At 71.8% G+C, this 15,889-nt stretch carries 15 protein-coding genes, 1 tRNA gene and 2 pseudogenes; 13 read left to right on the top strand and 5 right to left on the bottom strand.

The genetic code is table 11. From position 1 onward, the window contains the following. Nucleotides 1-63: 63 nt before the first annotated feature. Both AC2CHE_RS13765 and AC2CHE_RS13760 read right to left on the bottom strand, forming a co-directional pair. Nucleotides 64-537 (bottom strand): hypothetical protein, encoded by a 474-nt coding sequence (locus AC2CHE_RS13765; protein ID WP_484505283.1) that lies wholly within the window; start codon nucleotides 535-537, stop codon nucleotides 64-66. After that, nucleotides 522-710, bottom strand: a pseudogene (locus AC2CHE_RS13760) (sigma factor); the annotation flags it as partial. The pseudogene AC2CHE_RS13760 and the gene AC2CHE_RS13765, both read right to left, overlap by 16 nt. A gap of 145 nt (nucleotides 711-855) precedes the next feature. On the opposite strand from AC2CHE_RS13760, the gene AC2CHE_RS13755 reads away from it, so the two are divergent. Then, the gene (locus tag AC2CHE_RS13755; protein ID WP_484505282.1) at nucleotides 856-1,434 is read left to right on the top strand and encodes an NADH-quinone oxidoreductase subunit B; all 579 of its coding nucleotides are present in this window, start codon (nucleotides 856-858) and stop codon (nucleotides 1,432-1,434) included. 70 nt (nucleotides 1,435-1,504) lie between these two features. On the opposite strand, the gene AC2CHE_RS13750 is transcribed toward AC2CHE_RS13755, so the two are convergent. Next, a complete protein-coding gene (locus AC2CHE_RS13750; protein ID WP_484505281.1) occupies nucleotides 1,505-2,551 on the bottom strand; it encodes a glucose 1-dehydrogenase in 1,047 nt (348 codons plus the stop codon). 147 nt (nucleotides 2,552-2,698) lie between these two features. Here AC2CHE_RS13750 and AC2CHE_RS13745 point away from each other — a divergent pair, with 147 nt between their 5' ends. Further along, nucleotides 2,699-3,508, top strand: a complete 810-nt coding sequence (locus AC2CHE_RS13745) for an NADH-quinone oxidoreductase subunit C (RefSeq protein ID WP_484505280.1) — start codon at nucleotides 2,699-2,701, stop codon at nucleotides 3,506-3,508. After that, nucleotides 3,508-4,470 carry a complex I subunit 1/NuoH family protein gene (locus AC2CHE_RS13740; RefSeq protein WP_484505279.1) on the top strand — a complete coding sequence of 321 codons (963 nt, stop codon included), beginning with the start codon at nucleotides 3,508-3,510 and terminating at the stop codon, nucleotides 4,468-4,470. The genes AC2CHE_RS13745 and AC2CHE_RS13740 overlap by 1 nt, the downstream gene beginning before the upstream one ends. Nucleotides 4,471-4,573: 103 nt before the next feature. On the opposite strand, the gene AC2CHE_RS13735 is transcribed toward AC2CHE_RS13740, so the two are convergent. Continuing rightward, nucleotides 4,574-5,605 carry a glutathione S-transferase family protein gene (locus AC2CHE_RS13735; protein WP_484505278.1) on the bottom strand — a complete coding sequence of 344 codons (1,032 nt, stop codon included), beginning with the start codon at nucleotides 5,603-5,605 and terminating at the stop codon, nucleotides 4,574-4,576. Between the two features lie 258 nt (nucleotides 5,606-5,863). Between AC2CHE_RS13735 and AC2CHE_RS13730 the strand changes: the two genes are divergently transcribed. The 9 genes and pseudogenes from AC2CHE_RS13730 to AC2CHE_RS13690 all read left to right on the top strand — a co-directional run bounded on the left by AC2CHE_RS13730 (nucleotide 5,864) and on the right by AC2CHE_RS13690 (nucleotide 14,115). Beyond that, nucleotides 5,864-6,478, top strand: a complete 615-nt coding sequence (locus tag AC2CHE_RS13730; RefSeq protein WP_484505277.1) for a NuoI/complex I 23 kDa subunit family protein — start codon at nucleotides 5,864-5,866, stop codon at nucleotides 6,476-6,478. Then, on the top strand, nucleotides 6,475-7,011 hold the full coding sequence (locus tag AC2CHE_RS13725; RefSeq protein WP_484505276.1) for an NADH-quinone oxidoreductase subunit J family protein: 537 nt from the start codon (nucleotides 6,475-6,477) through the stop codon (nucleotides 7,009-7,011). The genes AC2CHE_RS13730 and AC2CHE_RS13725 overlap by 4 nt, the downstream gene beginning before the upstream one ends. After that, nucleotides 7,008-7,433 (top strand): NADH-quinone oxidoreductase subunit NuoK, encoded by a 426-nt coding sequence (gene nuoK / locus AC2CHE_RS13720; RefSeq protein ID WP_484505275.1) that lies wholly within the window; start codon nucleotides 7,008-7,010, stop codon nucleotides 7,431-7,433. Before AC2CHE_RS13725 ends, nuoK begins: the two co-directional genes overlap by 4 nt. Continuing rightward, nucleotides 7,430-9,442 carry an NADH-quinone oxidoreductase subunit 5 family protein gene (locus tag AC2CHE_RS13715; RefSeq protein ID WP_484505274.1) on the top strand — a complete coding sequence of 671 codons (2,013 nt, stop codon included), beginning with the start codon at nucleotides 7,430-7,432 and terminating at the stop codon, nucleotides 9,440-9,442. The genes nuoK and AC2CHE_RS13715 overlap by 4 nt, the downstream gene beginning before the upstream one ends. An 88-nt stretch (nucleotides 9,443-9,530) precedes the next feature. After that, nucleotides 9,531-11,066 (top strand): complex I subunit 4 family protein, encoded by a 1,536-nt coding sequence (locus AC2CHE_RS13710; protein ID WP_484505273.1) that lies wholly within the window; start codon nucleotides 9,531-9,533, stop codon nucleotides 11,064-11,066. Next, the gene (locus AC2CHE_RS13705; protein ID WP_484505272.1) at nucleotides 11,063-12,535 is read left to right on the top strand and encodes an NADH-quinone oxidoreductase subunit N; all 1,473 of its coding nucleotides are present in this window, start codon (nucleotides 11,063-11,065) and stop codon (nucleotides 12,533-12,535) included. Before AC2CHE_RS13710 ends, AC2CHE_RS13705 begins: the two co-directional genes overlap by 4 nt. 4 nt (nucleotides 12,536-12,539) lie before the next feature. Then, nucleotides 12,540-13,071 (top strand): annotated as a pseudogene (locus tag AC2CHE_RS13700) (M48 family metalloprotease); the annotation flags it as partial. Between the two features lie 209 nt (nucleotides 13,072-13,280). Then, nucleotides 13,281-13,415, top strand: coding sequence for a hypothetical protein (locus AC2CHE_RS13695; RefSeq protein ID WP_484505271.1), 135 nt, complete (start codon nucleotides 13,281-13,283; stop codon nucleotides 13,413-13,415). 229 nt (nucleotides 13,416-13,644) lie between these two features. Further along, nucleotides 13,645-14,115, top strand: a complete 471-nt coding sequence (locus AC2CHE_RS13690; protein ID WP_484505270.1) for a GNAT family N-acetyltransferase — start codon at nucleotides 13,645-13,647, stop codon at nucleotides 14,113-14,115. A 132-nt stretch (nucleotides 14,116-14,247) separates the two neighbouring features. Here AC2CHE_RS13690 and AC2CHE_RS13685 read toward each other — a convergent pair whose 3' ends face one another. Next, a complete protein-coding gene (locus AC2CHE_RS13685; RefSeq protein WP_210936658.1) occupies nucleotides 14,248-14,742 on the bottom strand; it encodes a YajQ family cyclic di-GMP-binding protein in 495 nt (164 codons plus the stop codon). A 149-nt stretch (nucleotides 14,743-14,891) separates the two neighbouring features. On the opposite strand from AC2CHE_RS13685, the gene AC2CHE_RS13680 reads away from it, so the two are divergent. Further along, nucleotides 14,892-14,975: transfer RNA gene (locus tag AC2CHE_RS13680), tRNA-Tyr, on the top strand. The last annotated feature ends 914 nt before the right edge of the window (nucleotides 14,976-15,889 follow it).

Raw genomic sequence — 15,889 nt, 5'->3', positions numbered from 1 at the left:
CCTAACTGGTTGCACCGGCTGTGCGGCGGCGGCCCGGTGACCCGGGCCCCCGCAGAACTGCGGTCAGTTGCTCATGCGCAGATCGGCGGAGTTGTCAGCCGGCTTCAGGTCCTTCCACTCGCGATCCTGTCCGTCGACGTGTTTCACCCGCAGACTCGGCGCACCGCCGGCCAACTCCCGATTGATCTGGAACCGGAAGGTCAAGCTCCGCTCCTCACCGGCGGGTAGGCCATCGAGCAGGCAGGTTTCGGAGCCGTCCGGCGTGATCATCCGGCACTCGGACAGGTCGCCTCCGGCCGGCTTACCGATCGTGTGGAAGTCGCCAAAACCGAGCTGGGGCACGTCCACCGGACCCTTGTTGGTTATCGTGACGGTCACCGAACCGGTGCGGATGCCGTCGGCGTCAGGTGGGTCGAGCACCAGCTCACCCGCGCTCAGAGTGAGATCAGTCAGCCGGGGGTCGATCCCGAACTTCGCCGGCCCGGCGGTCTGGTCGAAACGGGTGCCGTTCCAGGCGTACGTCGCATCCGCCGCCAACGGCTGGTGGCGAGGTTCCAGGCCACTCGGCGTACCCAGCCCACCGGATCGTCGTACCGGGACACCCGGGACCAGCGGGCGTACGCCCGGCAGAACGCCTCCTGAACCAGGTCCTGCGCCTGCGCCAGGTCGCCGCAGTACGCGGCTGGCTGGAGCGTTAGCGACCGGAAGTGGGTGTCATCCGTCCTCCCCGTTCACCGTGCCTACGTGCGATCGACATCGGTCACACGCGTGAACGCGGACGAAGGTTGCGTGGGTTGGCAGCCGTGGTGCTGTGGTTGACTGTCACATCGGGGACATACGAGGGGAGGCTCGGAGGTGCAGCTGCCTGCGGTGCTCGGTGAGCCGATCCGGTTCGTGCTGAACTGGGGCCGGCGCTACTCGCTCTGGGTCTTCAACTTCGGGCTGGCCTGCTGCGCGATCGAGTTCATCGCGACCAGCATGTCCCGCCACGATTTCATGCGACTCGGTGTGATCCCGTTCGCGCACGGCCCCCGGCAGGCCGACCTGATGGTGGTTTCCGGCACCGTCACCGACAAGATGGCCCCGGCGATCAAGCGGCTCTACGACCAGATGCCCGAGCCGAAGTACGTGATCTCGTTCGGGGCCTGCTCGAACTGCGGCGGCCCGTACTGGGACTCGTACTCGGTGACCAAGGGGGTCGACCAGCTGATTCCGGTCGACGTCTACGTGCCGGGCTGCCCGCCCCGGCCGGAGGCGCTGCTGCACGGCATCCTCCGCCTGCAGGAGAAGATCGCCGCAGAGCAGTCCGGCTTCGGCGGGGTGCCCCGCGCCGACCCGCTCGCCGCGCCGGTCGACGCGCCGCCCAGCGACGGCGCGCCGACCCGCTCCGTGGCCTCCCTGACCTCACCGCCGGTACGCCCGCCGACCGCCTGACCGGGCCCGTGCTGCCGCGCGGGGGATCCGGTCCCGGTGCCCGGCATCTGACCGCTCCGTCCCAGCGCGTTCAGGCGGTGAAGTCGAGGACCACCTTGATGTCCTGCGGTCCGGGTGAGTAGGCGGTGGCGTACCGGGCCAGCGGTACCCGACGGGTGATCAGCGAAGCGAGCCAGGCCGGGTCGGCCTTGGACAGGGTCTCGGCGGCGGCCTCCCAGTGGCGCCGGTTGGCGTTCACCGACCCGAATACGACGTTGTTCTCCAGCACGAGGGTCCGGTTCAGCGCGCCCGCGTCGAAGTCGATCGTCCGGCCGCCACTGGACACCCCGGCCAGGCAGACGATCCCGTTGGGGCCGACCTTGCACATCGCCTGCAGCACGACCACGGGCGCGCCCGTGCACTCGATGATGACGTCCGGTTCGAGGTCCAGCTGATCGAGCGCCCCGGAGTGGTACGTCGCACCGAGCGCGCCGGCAAGCGCCGGCTTGGGACCCTCGGTGGCCAGATCGAGCACGTGCACCGAGAGACCCCGCTGGCTGGCCAGCAGCGCGGCGAGCAGGCCGATCGGCCCGGCACCGGTGATCAGCGCGGTACGGGGCTGCCACCCCGCCCGCAGGCCGATCCGGTCCACGTGGTCCCACGCCTTGACCATCACACTTGTCGGTTCGAGCAGCATGCCCACCTCGATCAGCGACGGGTCGAGTCCCACGGCGAAGCGGGGCTGCAACCGCCACCGCTCGCGGGCGAAACCCGGCAGCGCCTTGATGCCGTGCTCGGTGAACAGGCCGTTGCGGCACATGTCCCACTCGCCGACCGCACAGTTCGGGCAGGGCATCGGATCGGGGTGCCGGACGATCCCGGCCACCAGGTCACCGGGCTGCCGGGTCCCGGTCGGATCCTCCAGCACCCGGCCCAGCGACTCGTGACCGAGCACCAGGTGGTCGGTGTCGGGCGGCGCCTCGCCGTAGTGCCCGTCGATGATCTCGATGTCGGTCCCGCAGACGCCCACCGAGAGGGACTCCACCAGGATCGGACCCTCCTCGGGTGCCGGTTCCGGGTAGTCGTCGCGGAGCCGCAGCGAGCCGGGCACTCCGGGGATGACGGTCACAGCGCGCACGGGCCCATCCTGGTGGCCATCGACGATCGGCGTCGGCGAAGCGGGCGGGAGTCACCCGACCGCGTGCCCCCGGCCGGCTGGTCGGCACCGCCCGGCTCCGCATCGGCTCGGCCGAGGACCCCGGCCACAGGGCCTAGGATCAGCCACATGACACCGGAAGAGATCGGCCAGCGGCTCGTCGCGCTGCTTGCGCCCGTCGAGGCCACCGCGACCGTCTCCGGCGGTGAGGTCCATTCCCGGGCCACCATCGACGTACCCCCGCACGCCTGGCGGGCCGCGCTGCTGGCCGCCCGCGACGACACCGAGCTGGCCTTCGACTACTTCGACTGGTTGTCGGCCGTAGACGAGTTGGTCGACGGTTTCGACGTGGTGACCCACCTCTGGTCCACCGTGCACCGGCACGGGGTGCTGCTGCGCGCCCGGGTGCCCCGCCAGACACCGACGGTCGACTCCGTGGTGGCGGTCTATCCGGGTGCGGCGTGGCACGAGCGGGAGACCCACGAGATGTTCGGCATCGACTTCGCCGGGCACGCGGATCTGCGCCCGCTGCTACTGCCCCCGGAGTTCGAGGGGCATCCGCTGCGTAAGGAGTTCGTGCTGGCGTCCCGGGTGGCGAAGCCCTGGCCGGGTGCGAAGGAGCCGGGCGAGTCGGAGGCCGGCGGTGGACGCCGCCCGATCCGACCTCCGGGCGTGCCCGCGCCGGGCGAGTGGGGGGTCGTGCCGACCCCCGCCGGCGCCGGTGGGGTGGGGGAGGGTCCGCGCGGCGGCACCCCGGCCCGTCCCGCCCGGGAGCGCCCGGCCCGTCCGGCACCGGGTGCCCGCGGGCCGCGTACCCCTCGAAATGCCGGCTCCGCTGGGGAGTCGGCGGCCCCCCGACCGGGTCCCGGCGGCCCGACGGCCGAGGATGGGCCCGCATCCGAGGGTGGTCCGGCACCGGATGACGGAGGTAGGGGCTGATGCCGCTCTGGCTGGAACTGGTTGTCCGGATCGGTGGGGTGCTGGCCGCTTTCCTCGTCCTGCCGCTGCTGGTGGGGCAGGCGGAACACAAGGTGATGGCGCACATGCAGGGCCGGCTCGGCCCGATGTACGCGGGCGGGTTCCACGGCTGGGCACAGTTGATCGCCGACGGGGTGAAGTTCGTCCAGAAGGAGGACGTCACCCCGCGCGCCGCCGACCGGCCGGTGTTCCGGCTGGCGCCGGCGGTGGCGCTGATGCCGTACCTGCTGGCCCTGCTGGTGATCCCGCTCGGCCCGAACGACCTGGTCGGGCAGCCGCTCGACGTCGGGCTGTTCTTCGTGCTGGCGGTGGTCGGGGTGGGCGTGCTGGCGGTGCTCATGTCGGCCTGGGCCTCGGCCAACAAGTACAGCCTGCTCGGTGGGCTGCGTGGTGCGGCACAACTGCTCGGCTACGAGTTGCCGCTGGTGCTGGCCGCCGCGTCGGTGGCGATGGCCGCCGGAACGCTCAGCCTCTCCGGCATCGTCGAGGCGTGGCAGCCGTGGTGGCTGCTCTGGCAGGCACCGGCGATGGTGGTCTTCTTCGTGGCCGGACTGGCCGAGATCCGCCGGCCGCCGTTCGACATGCCGGTCGCCGATTCGGAGCTGGTCTTCGGCTATCTGACCGAGTACACCGGCCTGCGCTTCGCCTTCCTGCTGCTGGCCGAGTACGTCGGCATCGTCGTGATCGCCGCGCTCACCACCGTGCTGTTCCTCGGCGGCTGGCAGGGCCCGTTCGCCGACGCGCAGCTCGGTTGGCTCTGGACCCTGCTCAAGGTCGCCGCGGTCAGCTTCGTGATCATCTGGCTCCGGGTTTCCTATCCCCGACTCCGCGAGGACCAGCTCCAACGCCTCTGCTGGCTCGTCCTGGTCCCCGCCGCCCTGGCCCAGCTGGTCCTGACCGCCGCCATCCGCATCGCCCTCTGACTCTCGCCCAGAGACGGTCCCGTTGATCAAGAAGTTCGCGTCGGAATTCGAGCCGACTGAGACGCGAACTTCTTGATCAACAAGATGGTGGGTGGGGGTGGGCTCAGCCGAGGGGGTTGTGGGTGGGGTCGACCCGTTCGCTGGAGGTGGGGGATGCGGGTGGGGTGCCTTCGCCGAAGGGGCGGCCGCCGAGCGCCTCGCGGTCGTGCGGGGTGAGCCAGTTCGACAGGTCGGGGCCGAGCGGCACCACGCCGGTCGGGTTGATGTCCCGGTGCACCTCGTAGTAGTGCCGCTTGATGTGGTCGAAGTCGATGGTGTCACCGAAGCCGGGCGTGGTGAACAGGTCCCGGGCGTACGCCCACAACACCGGCATCTCACTGAGCTTCTGCCGGTTGCACTTGAAATGGCCGTGGTAGACCGGGTCGAAGCGGACCAGCGTGGTGAACAGCCGTACGTCGGCCTCGGTGATCGTGTCGCCGACCAGGTAACGCTGCCCGGCGAGTCGCTCACTGAGCCAGTCGAGCCGGTCGAACAGCCTCCGGTACGCCCGCTCGTACGCCTTCTGGTTGCCGGCGAAGCCGCACCGGTAGACGCCGTTGTTGACGTCGGCGAACACCACCGCGTTGACCTCGTCGATCTCGCCACGCAGGTGTTCCGGGTACAACTGCGGCGCACCCGGGCGGTGGTACGCGGTCCATTCGGTGGACAGGTCCAGGCTCATCTGGGCGTAGTCGTTGGTCACCACCTGACCGGTGGGCACGTCCACGATGGCTGGCACGGTGATGCCCCGGGGATAGTCCGGATAGCGCGCGAAGTAGGCATCCTGGATGCGCTCGATGCCGAGCACCGGGTCCCGCCCGTCCGGGTCGAGATCGAACGTCCAGCTCCGCTTGTCGTGTGTCGGACCGGCGACGCCCATCGAGATGGCGTCTTCCAGGCCCAGCAGTCGCCGCACGATGATCAACCGGTTTGCCCACGGGCAGGCGCGGCTGACCACCAACCGGTAGCGACCCGGCTCGACCGGATAGCCGTCCTCGCCGTCGGCGGTGATCCGGGTGGTGATGTAGTTCTGGTCCCGCTTGAACTCACCCGGCTCGACGTACCTGCCGCCGGTGCCCTTACCGTCCTCGCCCATGTCGCCCCCAGGGGTGTGCCCGTCTCGTCCGCACCCCCATCATGGCGGATCTTCATCCGACCGGCCCGGTGACCGGGCGGCGGGCAGGCGGTCGAGGGCGTCCGTCGTCCACTCGCCCGGCGCCGGCTTGTCGTCGTGCAGCGCGGCGGTCGTCGACGGGCCCTTTCCGGCGTGTCGTTCTCCCCGTGGCCACGGGTGCTACCGGCTACCTCCGGGGGGTGGTCGCGCGCGCCGTGGTCACAGGGCAGGATGTTCGGCATGAGCGAGCGCGAGCAAAGCGAGGCGACCGGCCTGCCCGGCAGCGGCTTGGTCAAGGGGCTCGCCGTCACGTTGAAGACGATGACGAAACGTTCCACCACGGCGCAGTACCCGGACGTCGCTCCGGAGCTGCCGCCCCGCTCGCGCGGGGTGATCGCGCTGCTGGAGGAGAACTGCACGGTCTGCATGCTCTGTGCCCGCGAGTGTCCGGACTGGTGCATCTACATCGACTCGCACAAGGAGGAGGTGGCGGTGCCGGGGGCCGCCCGCGCCCGGCAGCGCAACGTGCTCGACCGGTTCGACATCGACTTCTCGCTCTGCATGTACTGCGGCATCTGCATCGAGGTCTGCCCCTTCGACGCCCTCTACTGGTCGCCGGAGTTCGAGTACGCCGAGTACGACATCAAGGACCTGCTGCACGACAAGGAGCACCTGGGCGAGTGGATGGCCACGGTGCCGCCACCCCCGGCCCACGACCCGAACGGCGAGCCGGCCAAGGAGGAGACCGCCGCCGCGCGCAAGGCCGCCGTCCCGGGCTCGCCCGCCGCCCGCCCGAGCACAGCGGCGGTACGCCCCGCACCACCCCGCGCCGCCGACGAAGGTACGCCCGCGTGACCGGGGTGGACGCGCTGCTGCTCGCCCTCGGCGCGGTGGCGGTCGGCTCGGCGGTGCTGGTGGTGGCGACCCGGCACCTGGTCCGGGCGGGTCTCTACCTGGTGGTCTGCCTCGGCGCGGTGGCCGGCACGTACCTGGTACTCGCCGCCGAGCTGGTCGCCTGGGTGCAGGTGCTGATCTACGTGGGCGCGGTGGTGGTGCTGCTGCTGTTCGCGGTGATGCTGACCCGCGCGCCGATCGGCGCCTCGGACGATCTGGACCGCCCGGGCTGGCCAGCCGCGCTTGTCGGCGGTGGGGTGGGGCTCGGGCTGGCGGCGTTGCTTGTCGACGCGTACCGGTGGACGACCGTGGACCTGCCCGAGGCGGGCACCGCCGAGCGTCTCGGTGAGCAGGTCTTCGGCAGTTGGGTGCTGCCCTTCGAGGTGCTGTCGGTGCTGCTGCTCTCGGCGCTCGTCGGCGCCATCGTGCTGTCCCGTCCCGACATCGGCGCCAGCAGGGACGCCGCGCCGGGTGATCGGGGGCGGTCGCGGTGAGACCCGTCATCCCGTACGTCACCGCCGCGCTCCTGTTCGGCCTCGGCGCATACGGCGTGCTGCGGCGGCGCAACGCGGTGCTGGTGCTGATGGCCGTCGAGTTGATGCTCAACGCGGTGAACCTGATCCTGGTCACCGCCGACACCACGGCGAAGGCGGTGCTGCCGCACGGCGGGCAGGTCTTCGCGCTCTTCGTGATCGTGCTGGCCGCCGCCGAGATCGGGGTGGGCCTGGCGATCGTCCTCCAGCTCTACCGCATGCGGGCCAGCGTCACGGTCGACGAGATCCCCCTGGCCGAGCGTCTGGCCGACGAGCCCGTGCCGGTCGCTGCCGGCCCGGTCGCCCCCACCGGAGCCGACCCGATCGCTGCTGGCCCGGCCGGTCCCTACCGCCCCGGTGACGAGCCGGGGGGCCAGCGGTGAACACCACGACGCTGCTGGGCGCGCTGCTGCCGGCCGTACCGCTGCTCGCCGGCCTGGCCGGGCTGTTGCTGCCAGCGTCGCCGCGGGGCACGGCCATCGGCGAGGCGACGGCCCGCCGGGTGGCCGTCACCCTCGGCATCGCTGGCGCGGCCGGCGCGCTCGGCCTGGCGGTGGCCCTGCTGGTCACCCTGGACGGCCCGGCCGAGTCGTCGACCACCTGGATCGAGGTGGGCGGGCTCACCGTCACGCTCGGGGTACGCCTCGACGGCGCCGCCGCCCTGGTCGCCGTCGCGGTCACCACGGTCGCCCTGGCCGTGCAGATCTACTCGACCGGCTACCTGCGGCAGGGACCACCGGAGGAGCCGGAGCACCGTTACCCGCCGTACGCGGCGCAGGTGAGCCTCTTCACCGCCGCGATGCTGCTGGTGGTGGTCTCCGGGGACCTGATCCTGCTGCTGGTCGGCTGGGAGGTGATGGGGCTCTGCTCGTACCTGCTCATCGCCCACGACCGGCGACTGCCCGAGGCGCCGGCCGCCGCGATGAAGGCGTTCCTGGTCACCCGGGTCGGTGACGTCGGCTTCCTGCTCGGCATCGCCCTGCTCGGCGTCTCGGCGGGCAGCTTCCGGATCGCCGACGTGCTCGCCCACGACCACGGCGCCGCCACGCTCACCGCGGCCTGCCTGCTGCTGCTCGCCGGGGTGGCCGGCAAGAGCGCCCAGTTCCCGCTGCACACCTGGCTGCCCGACGCGATGGCCGGCCCGACCCCGATCTCCGCGCTGATCCACGCCGCGACCATGGTCGCCGCCGGCGTGTACGCGGTCACCCGGCTGTGGCCGCTCTTCGCGGCCACCCCGACCGCGCTTGTCGTGCTCGGCGTGATGGCCTCGGTGACCCTGCTGCTCGGCGCGCTGGCCGCCACCGCGCAGGACGACATCAAGCGGGTGCTCGCCTGGTCGACGGTCTCGCAGATCGGCTACATGACCGGCGCGCTCGCCGTCGGCTCCCCACCGGCCGCGCTGTTCCACCTGCTCACCCATGCGGCGTTCAAGGCACTGCTGTTCCTCGCCGCCGGTGCGGTGATCCACGCGGTCGGCACCACGCTGATGTCCCGGATGGGGGGGCTGCGGAGCAGCATGCCGGTGACCTTCTGGTGCACGCTGGTCGGGCTCGGCGCGCTGGCCGGCGTACCGCCGCTCTCCGGCTTCTGGAGCAAGGAAGGCGTGCTCGCCGCCGCCGAGCAGGCTGCCCTGCACGGCGACGGACCGGCACCGGCCTGGCTGGGCTGGCTGGTCTGGCTCGCCGGGCTGGTCGGTGTCGCCGTCACCGCCTGGTACGCCACCCGGCTGCTGCTGGGCACCTTCTTCGGCCCACCCCGCGCCCCGCAGGCCCTTGCCGGGCACGGCCCGGACGCCGCTGCTCGGCACGGGGCGGCAGGCTCGCAGGCAGCGGCCCACCCGCCGCACGACCCGCCGGCGGTGCTCCGCTTGCCGGTGCTGGCGTTGGCCGTACCGGCGGCCCTGCTCGGCCTGGCCGGCTTTCCCGGCTGGTTCTCCCGCCAACTGCAGGCCACCCCGCCGGCCGCTCCCGACGCCGGGTCGGATCTGCTGCCGCCGGACGGGCTGATCCACCTCACCCCGACCGTGTTGCTGCCGCTGGCGCTGCTCGTGATCGGTGCCGGAACGGCGTGGGCGGGCTGGCGGCGGGGCGGCGGTGCCGATCCGGTGGCGGCGCTCGGTCCGCTGCGGCCGGTCTTCGCCCGCGCGTTCCGGCTCGACGACGTGCAGCACACCCTGGTCGTACGCCCGACCACCGCCATGGCGCGGGCGGCGCGTACCGCCGACGAGCGGGTGGTGGACGGCGCGGTCACCGGCACCGGACGCGCCGCCGATGCCCTCGGTGGCGGGCTCGGCGTCCTGCACCGCGCGGCGCTGCCCCGGGCCGCCGCCGCGATCCTGGCCGGCGCGCTGCTGATCGGCCTGGCCGCCGCCCTGATCGGAGCCGCCGCATGAGCGAGCGAACCGTCCGCACCGGCCCGGTGGCACCGCACGGCTGCGACAACGAGCGGGATCGATCGGGGCCGCGGACCGGGGTGATGGCATGACGTCCGGGGACTTTTTGCTGCTCGCGGTACTCGCGGTGCCGGCACTCGGCGCGCTGGCGGTGGCGGCCACCCCACGCGACCGGGCCGCCCGGCTGGTGGGCACGATCGCCGCCACCCTGACGCTGGTCGCGGCGGTGGCGCTGGTCGCCGGCCGGAGCCCGGGCCGGACGGCCTACCCGACGACCGCCCCGGCGGTGCGTCCCTGGCACGCGGTCGACCTGCCCTGGGTGCCGGGGCTGGACCTACGCTTCCATCTGGGCGTGGACGGCATCTCCTGGCCGCTGGTGGTGCTCACCGCCCTGCTCACCCTGCTGTGCTGCGGCTACAGCCTCTGGCGGGTGCCGGGTGGAGGCGACGGCCGGGCCCTGGTGGCGCTGCTGCTGGTCGTCGAGGTCGGCATCCTCGGCACCTTCCTCGCCCTCGACCTGGTGTTGTTCTTCCTCTTCTTCGAGGTCGTCCTGCTGCCGATGTACGCGATCATCGTCGGCTGGGGCGGCGACGGCACCGACCCGGTGTCGCTTGACGCGCGGCGGCGGGCCGGGCGGAAGTTCGCCCTCTACACCCTGTTCGGTTCGGTGCTGCTGCTGGTCGGCGTGTACGTCGTGGTGTCCGCCGCCGGCACCGCCGACATCGTGGCGCTGACCGGCGGCACCGAGCTGTCCCGCACCACGCAGCTCGCCGCCTTCACCCTGCTCGCGTTGGCCTTCGCGGTGAAGAGTCCGCTGTGGCCGCTGCACTCGTGGCTGCCCGACGCGCACACCCAGGCACCCACCGTCGGCAGCGTGCTGCTCGCCGGGGTGCTGCTCAAGATGGGCACCTACGGCCTGATCCGGGTCGCCGTCGGGGTGGCCCCCGAGGGCGCCCGGTGGGCGGCGCCGGTGCTCGGTGTGCTCGCCGTCGCCGCCATCCTGATCGGCTCGCTGGTCTGCCTGGCGCAGACCGAGTTGAAGCGGCTGATCGCGTACTCAAGCGTCGGGCACATGGGCTTCGTCCTGCTGGGAGTCGCCACCCTGACCGCCACCGGCATCCAGGCGGCGCTGATCGGCAACGTCGCCCACGGCATCATCACCGGGCTGCTGTTCTTCCTGGCCGGCGCGATCAAGGACCGTACCCACACCGGCGCGCTCACCGAGCTGTCCGGGCTGCGGGAGACCGCCCCGCGCCTGTCCGGGCTGCTCGCGTTCGCGGCGGTCGCCTCGCTGGGACTGCCCGGGCTGGCCGGCTTCTGGGGCGAGGCGTTCGCCGTGGTCGCCGCCGTCGAGTCCGGTGGTGGGCTGTGGACCACGCTGGCGGTGCTGGCCGCGATCGGCGGGGCACTGACGGCGGCGTACCTGCTGCGGCTGTTGCGGCGGGTGACCCACGGCGAGCCCAGCCCGGCGGTCGCCGCGCTCGGACCCAAGCTGGCCGGGGCCGAACTGGTCGCCTGGGCGCCACTGGTCCTGCTCGCGCTGGCCGTCGGGCTGGCCCCGACGCTGGTGCTGGGCGTCGCCGAAGCTCCGGTCGAGGCCCTGATGGGAGTGGTGGTGCGATGAGCGAGTCGAGTCTCGTGCAGGCCGTCGACCACGTGGCGCTGCTGCCGGCGTACCTGGCCGCCGGCACGGCGGTGCTGGTGTTGCTGGTGGACCTGCTGGCGGCCCGGCCCCCGGCCACCGTCGCCACGGCGGTCACCGGAGCGGTCGCCACGACGGTCGGCGCGGCGGCGGTCGGCTCGGGGGCCGAGCGACGCACGTTCTGCGTCGGCCCCGACTGCTCGTACGTCTTCGGCGGCCGGGCCGCCCTGGTCGGGGCACTGGTCGCGTTGCTCGTCCTCGGGGTGCTGGCGTTGTCCGGGCCACTGCTGCGAGCCGGGAACACCCCGGCGGGGGAGTACTGCTTCCTGCTCGCCTGCTCGATGACCGGTGGCGTGGTGCTCGGTGCGGCCGGCGACCTGATCACCCTGATCGTGGCGGTGGAGGTGCTCACCCTGCCGCTGTACGTGCTGGTCGGCCTACGCCGGGGCAGCCTGGCCAGCGCCGAGGCGGCGGTCACCTTCTTCGTGGTCAGCGTGGTCGCCACCACGCTGACCCTGCTCGGTGCCGCGCTGCTCTACGCGGTCACCGGTGGGCTGCACCTGGAACGGCTGGGCACCCTCCTCGCCGACGACGCGCTGCTCGACCTGCCGTTGACCACGGTCGCGGTGACGCTGGTGGTGGCCGGACTGGCATTCAAGGTGGCGGCGGTGCCGTTCCACGCCTGGGCGCCGGCCACCTACGACGGGGCACCACTGCCGGTGGCCGCGTACCTGTCGACCGCGTCCAAGCTCGGCGGGGTGATCGCGCTGCTGGCGGTGGTACGGCACGCGCTGCCGCCGGAGGTGACCGGGCCGGTGCTGGCGGTGGTCGCCGCGCTGACTATGACCGTCGGCAACCTGGTGGCACTGCGCCAGCGGCGTACGGTGCGACTGCTCGCCTGGTCCTCGGTGGCCCAGGCCGGCTATATTCTCGCCCCGCTCGGGGCGCTGGCCCTGACCGTCGACGCGGACGCCCGCACCGCCGCGTACGCCGCCGCTCTGGCGTACGCCGTCTTCTTCGTGCTGCTGGAACTGGCCGCCTTCGCCGGCGTGGTGGCCCTGCGCCCGGCCGGCGCGGACGGCGGCAGTCTCGACGACCTGCGCGGTGCGGCACGGCGACACCCCTGGGTCGGTGCCGGGCTGGCGTTCGCGCTGATCGGCCTCGCCGGCCTGCCACCCGGCCTGGCCGGGCTGTTCGCCAAGGTGACGGTGGTCCGGTCCCTGCTCGGCGGCGACGCCGGCTGGCTCGCCCTGGTGGTGGCGGTGAACGCGGTCATCGGCCTGGCCTACTACCTGCGGGCCGCCGCGCTGCTCTACGCCCCGCCCGGGGACGTCACCGGCCCCGCCGCCCGGCCCGCCCGCGCGGTGGCTGCGGCGCTGGCGGTGGCGACCGTGGTCGCTCTGGTCATCGGCTTCGCGCCGCAGGTCGTGCTCGATCTCGCCGGGAGCTGACGCCGGCGTCACGTACTTCTACTCCGACAAGCCGGCACTTCGCTCGATGCGGGCGCAACCGGTCAGTGAGGCACAGTTCCCCCGAGCTGTACCACATGGTCCGCGAGTTGGCCGCCGAGGCCCGACAGCCCATGCCCCGGCTCTACGTGAGCCCGACCGCCCAGCCCAACGCGTTCGCCACCGGGCGCAACCCGTAGAACGCGGCCGTCTGCGTCATCCTGGGGCCGATCGCGGCCACCGTCATCCAGCTGGCGATCAGCCGGAGCCGCGAATTCCAGGCGGACGCCTCCGGCACCGAACTGACCGGGGACCCGCTGGCGCTGGCCAGCGCCCTGCGCAAGATCCACATGGGCGCCCAGCGGCGGCTGTTGCCGGCCGAGGGGCAGCTCACCAGCACCGCGCACCTCATGATCGCCAACCCGTTCCGGGGTGGCGGGGTGGCCGCGCTCTTCGCCACCCACCCGCCGATGGAGCAGCGGGTCGCCCGGCTGGAGCAGTTGGCGAGTCAGACGGGTCCCGTGCGCTTCCCGCGCTGACCCGCGCTGACCCCAGCACCGACACCTGATCCGCGCCGTCTGGTCCGGCGCGCGCCCGCCGCCCGACCCGTCCCGCCCGTGGAAGGCCGCGCAAGTTGCGGTATGTCGGCCGTTTGGAGGCGGCCCGAGAGAGCAGACTGCGGCATCCCGGGTACCAGGAGCGGTCGTGCGGCCGACCTTGCTGTCCTGACCGGATCGGTCCCACCCCGGTGCTGTTCGGCACCGCGATCGCCCACCCGTTGGCCCTGATCGCCGTCGGAGCGGCGGTCGCCGCGCTGCCGGCCGGCCCCATCGCCCGCGCGGAGGCCACCGCCGTCCGGGCCGAGCAGCCCGCCGTGGCCTGACCCGCGCCATGATGGGTACGGCACCCGGATGTTCCTCTTCTTCTCCAACCGAATCGGCTGTCTGGGCTCGATCCTGGTCAGCGCGATCCTGACGGTCGTCCTACTGCTGATCTTCGCCCGTTGACCCGGATCTCGACGCCCGGCCTGCACGGTCAGTCGGGCTGGGCCGGCCGCGGAGGTTCTCCCGACCACGGGCGGGCGGTAGCCTCGCGTGCCGAGGAGGTGAGTCGTGGAGCTGACCGCGGTGGGCGCGACCCATCCAGCAGTCGTGGCGAGCTGGGCGACCTCGGCCGAGGAAAGTCGCCGCTGGTGCTCCCATGACCGAGTGACAGCGGAGCACGTCAGGCGCTGGGGAACCGAGCCCGACGTGCTCGCGTACCTCGCCCTCCTCGACGGAGAACCGGCCGGCTACGGCGAGCTGTGGCTCGACGACGACGAGGCCGAGGTGGAGTTGGCCCGCCTCATCGTGGCCCCGGCGCTGCGCGGTCGGGGCCTGGGCCGTCGGATGGTCACCCTGCTCACCAACCTGGCGCAGGATCACCATCCGACGGTGCTGATGCGACTGCACCCCGACAACGCTCCGGCGCTGCGGTGTTACACCGCCGCCGGCTTCGAACCGGTGCCGTCGGACGAGGCGGATCAGTGGAACCGGGGCCAACCCGTGCCGTATCTCTGGCTGCGCCACCGGCGTGCGTACTGAACCCGGACCGCTCTCTGAAGAAGCACGCCGGACACGTGGCAGCGCAACCTCAGCGATTTGGTCAACTCATCGAGGCTGCGGAGCGCTACAGTCGCTGGCGGCGACGGAACGACGCGGCCGGTTCGAGACGACTCAGCGGTAGTTGGTGAACTGGAGGGCCACGCCGAAGTCCTCGGCCTTGAGCAGCGCGATGACCGCCTGAAGGTCGTCCCGCTTCTTGCCGGTGACACGCAGCTGGTCGCCCTGGATCTGGGCCTGCACGCCCTTGGGGCCCTCGTCGCGGATCTTCTTGCTGATCGCCTTCGCCTTGTCCTGGTCGATGCCCTGGATGACCTTGGCATCAAGCTTGAAAACCTTGCCCGAGGGGCGAGGATCACCCGCGTCCAGCGACTTCAGCGAGATGTTCCGTTTGACCAGCTTCTCCTTGAACACGTCCAACGCGGCCCGGACCCGCTCCTCGGTCTCCGCCTGGAGGCTGATCGCCTCCTCACCCGACCAGGAGATCTCGGCACCCGTGCCCCGAAAGTCGAACCGCGTCCCGAGCTCCTTGTCCGCCTGCCGGAGGGCGTTGTCGACCTCCTGGCGATCGACCTTGCTCACGATGTCGAACGACGGGTTCGCTGCCATACTCATGCTCCTGCTGTCCGGCTGTTTTGTGATCCTTTAGCCCTGGTTGCCCAGGGGTACGACCCCCTGACGGTACCCGCTTGCGGCGGCAACGGGTGGAGCCGCTATTCTTGCTTCCGCCGCCGCGCCACGGTGCGGTGGCACGCCCTGGCGGGTTGCCCGAGCGGCCAATGGGAGCGGACTGTAAATCCGTCGCGAAAGCTACAGAGGTTCGAATCCTCTACCCGCCACCAGGTGCAGACACGGCCCTTGACCAGCAGAGATGCTGCTCGGGGGCCGTTCTCGTTGAGCTGCCAATCCGGCCCCCGGTGAGCAGGCCCGGGTTTAGGGGCTGCAACGGCCGGCGGAGCATCGTATCCGCCGGGCGTCGGTCCGTGGTGTTACCTGACGCGACGACGGTCGCAGCGGGAAGGCCAGCGCATCGCAGGTTGCCTCGCCGCTCGTTCGTAGGACCTGCGGCACGGGGCGGCCTCGGTCACGTCGGCGGGGTCGGCGGCACATCCGCAACTGGCTGAACGGCGGCTCGCCGAGTCGACGCTCCACAGGGCAGCGGCATCCTGAGGGCCGGCGAGCGGTTCTTGTTCTGGCATCGATATCTGGTCCGTCTCTCCGGGGGTGCGCGTCGGAGTTGGACACCAACCGGTAGGTCGCGGCGGGTCCGGCTGCGACCCGCTGACACTGAGAGGTCCGGGGCGGCCGGTCAGACATTCATGGGGGTGGCTGGCTTGGTGTATCCGGCCTACTCTGGCAGCCGGGGGGACGTCCGCTGAGATCGGCTCGCGGAGCGGCCAGGGGAGGCGCTGCCGCGCTGGCCCGGAGGCTCGCGATGCCGTCCGAGTTGATGTGAATGTCCATAGTGTTCGTTGGATCGGTCGGTTGTCCGCAAGATCCGCATCGCCCAGCTAGCGGAGCTATTGGGCGGTTGGCCTCTTCTTACTCGGCCGTCGCAGGTCAGGCCTTCCTGACCTGCGCAGATGCGTGGCCGGTTGGTCCGGACGTGTCGTGCGCGTCGACAACCGGATGGTCATCGGCTCTGTCAACTTTCCAGCGACCGACCGGCTGTGGCACCATCGGAGGGCCTTCAACACATCCTCCCATCACCCCATCAGGAGCACATGATGTCTGCTCAACGCTTGGGCCGGCTGCT

It is taken from the genome of Micromonospora sp. ATLC16 (assembly GCF_057196645.1).
The sequence above is the reverse complement of the archived record's forward strand: the minus strand, read 5'-3'. Positions and strand labels throughout refer to the sequence as shown.

Coding starts and splice junctions, on each gene's coding strand:
- AC2CHE_RS13745 (WP_484505280.1), top strand. CDS start 2,699: ATGACACCGGAAGAGATCGGCCAGCGGCTCGTCGCGCTGCTTGCGCCC.
- AC2CHE_RS13710 (WP_484505273.1), top strand. CDS start 9,531: ATGACGTCCGGGGACTTTTTGCTGCTCGCGGTACTCGCGGTGCCGGCA.
- AC2CHE_RS13740 (WP_484505279.1), top strand. CDS start 3,508: ATGCCGCTCTGGCTGGAACTGGTTGTCCGGATCGGTGGGGTGCTGGCC.
- AC2CHE_RS13685 (WP_210936658.1), bottom strand. CDS start 14,742: ATGGCAGCGAACCCGTCGTTCGACATCGTGAGCAAGGTCGATCGCCAG.
- AC2CHE_RS13730 (WP_484505277.1), top strand. CDS start 5,864: ATGAGCGAGCGCGAGCAAAGCGAGGCGACCGGCCTGCCCGGCAGCGGC.
- AC2CHE_RS13735 (WP_484505278.1), bottom strand. CDS start 5,605: ATGGGCGAGGACGGTAAGGGCACCGGCGGCAGGTACGTCGAGCCGGGT.
- AC2CHE_RS13705 (WP_484505272.1), top strand. CDS start 11,063: ATGAGCGAGTCGAGTCTCGTGCAGGCCGTCGACCACGTGGCGCTGCTG.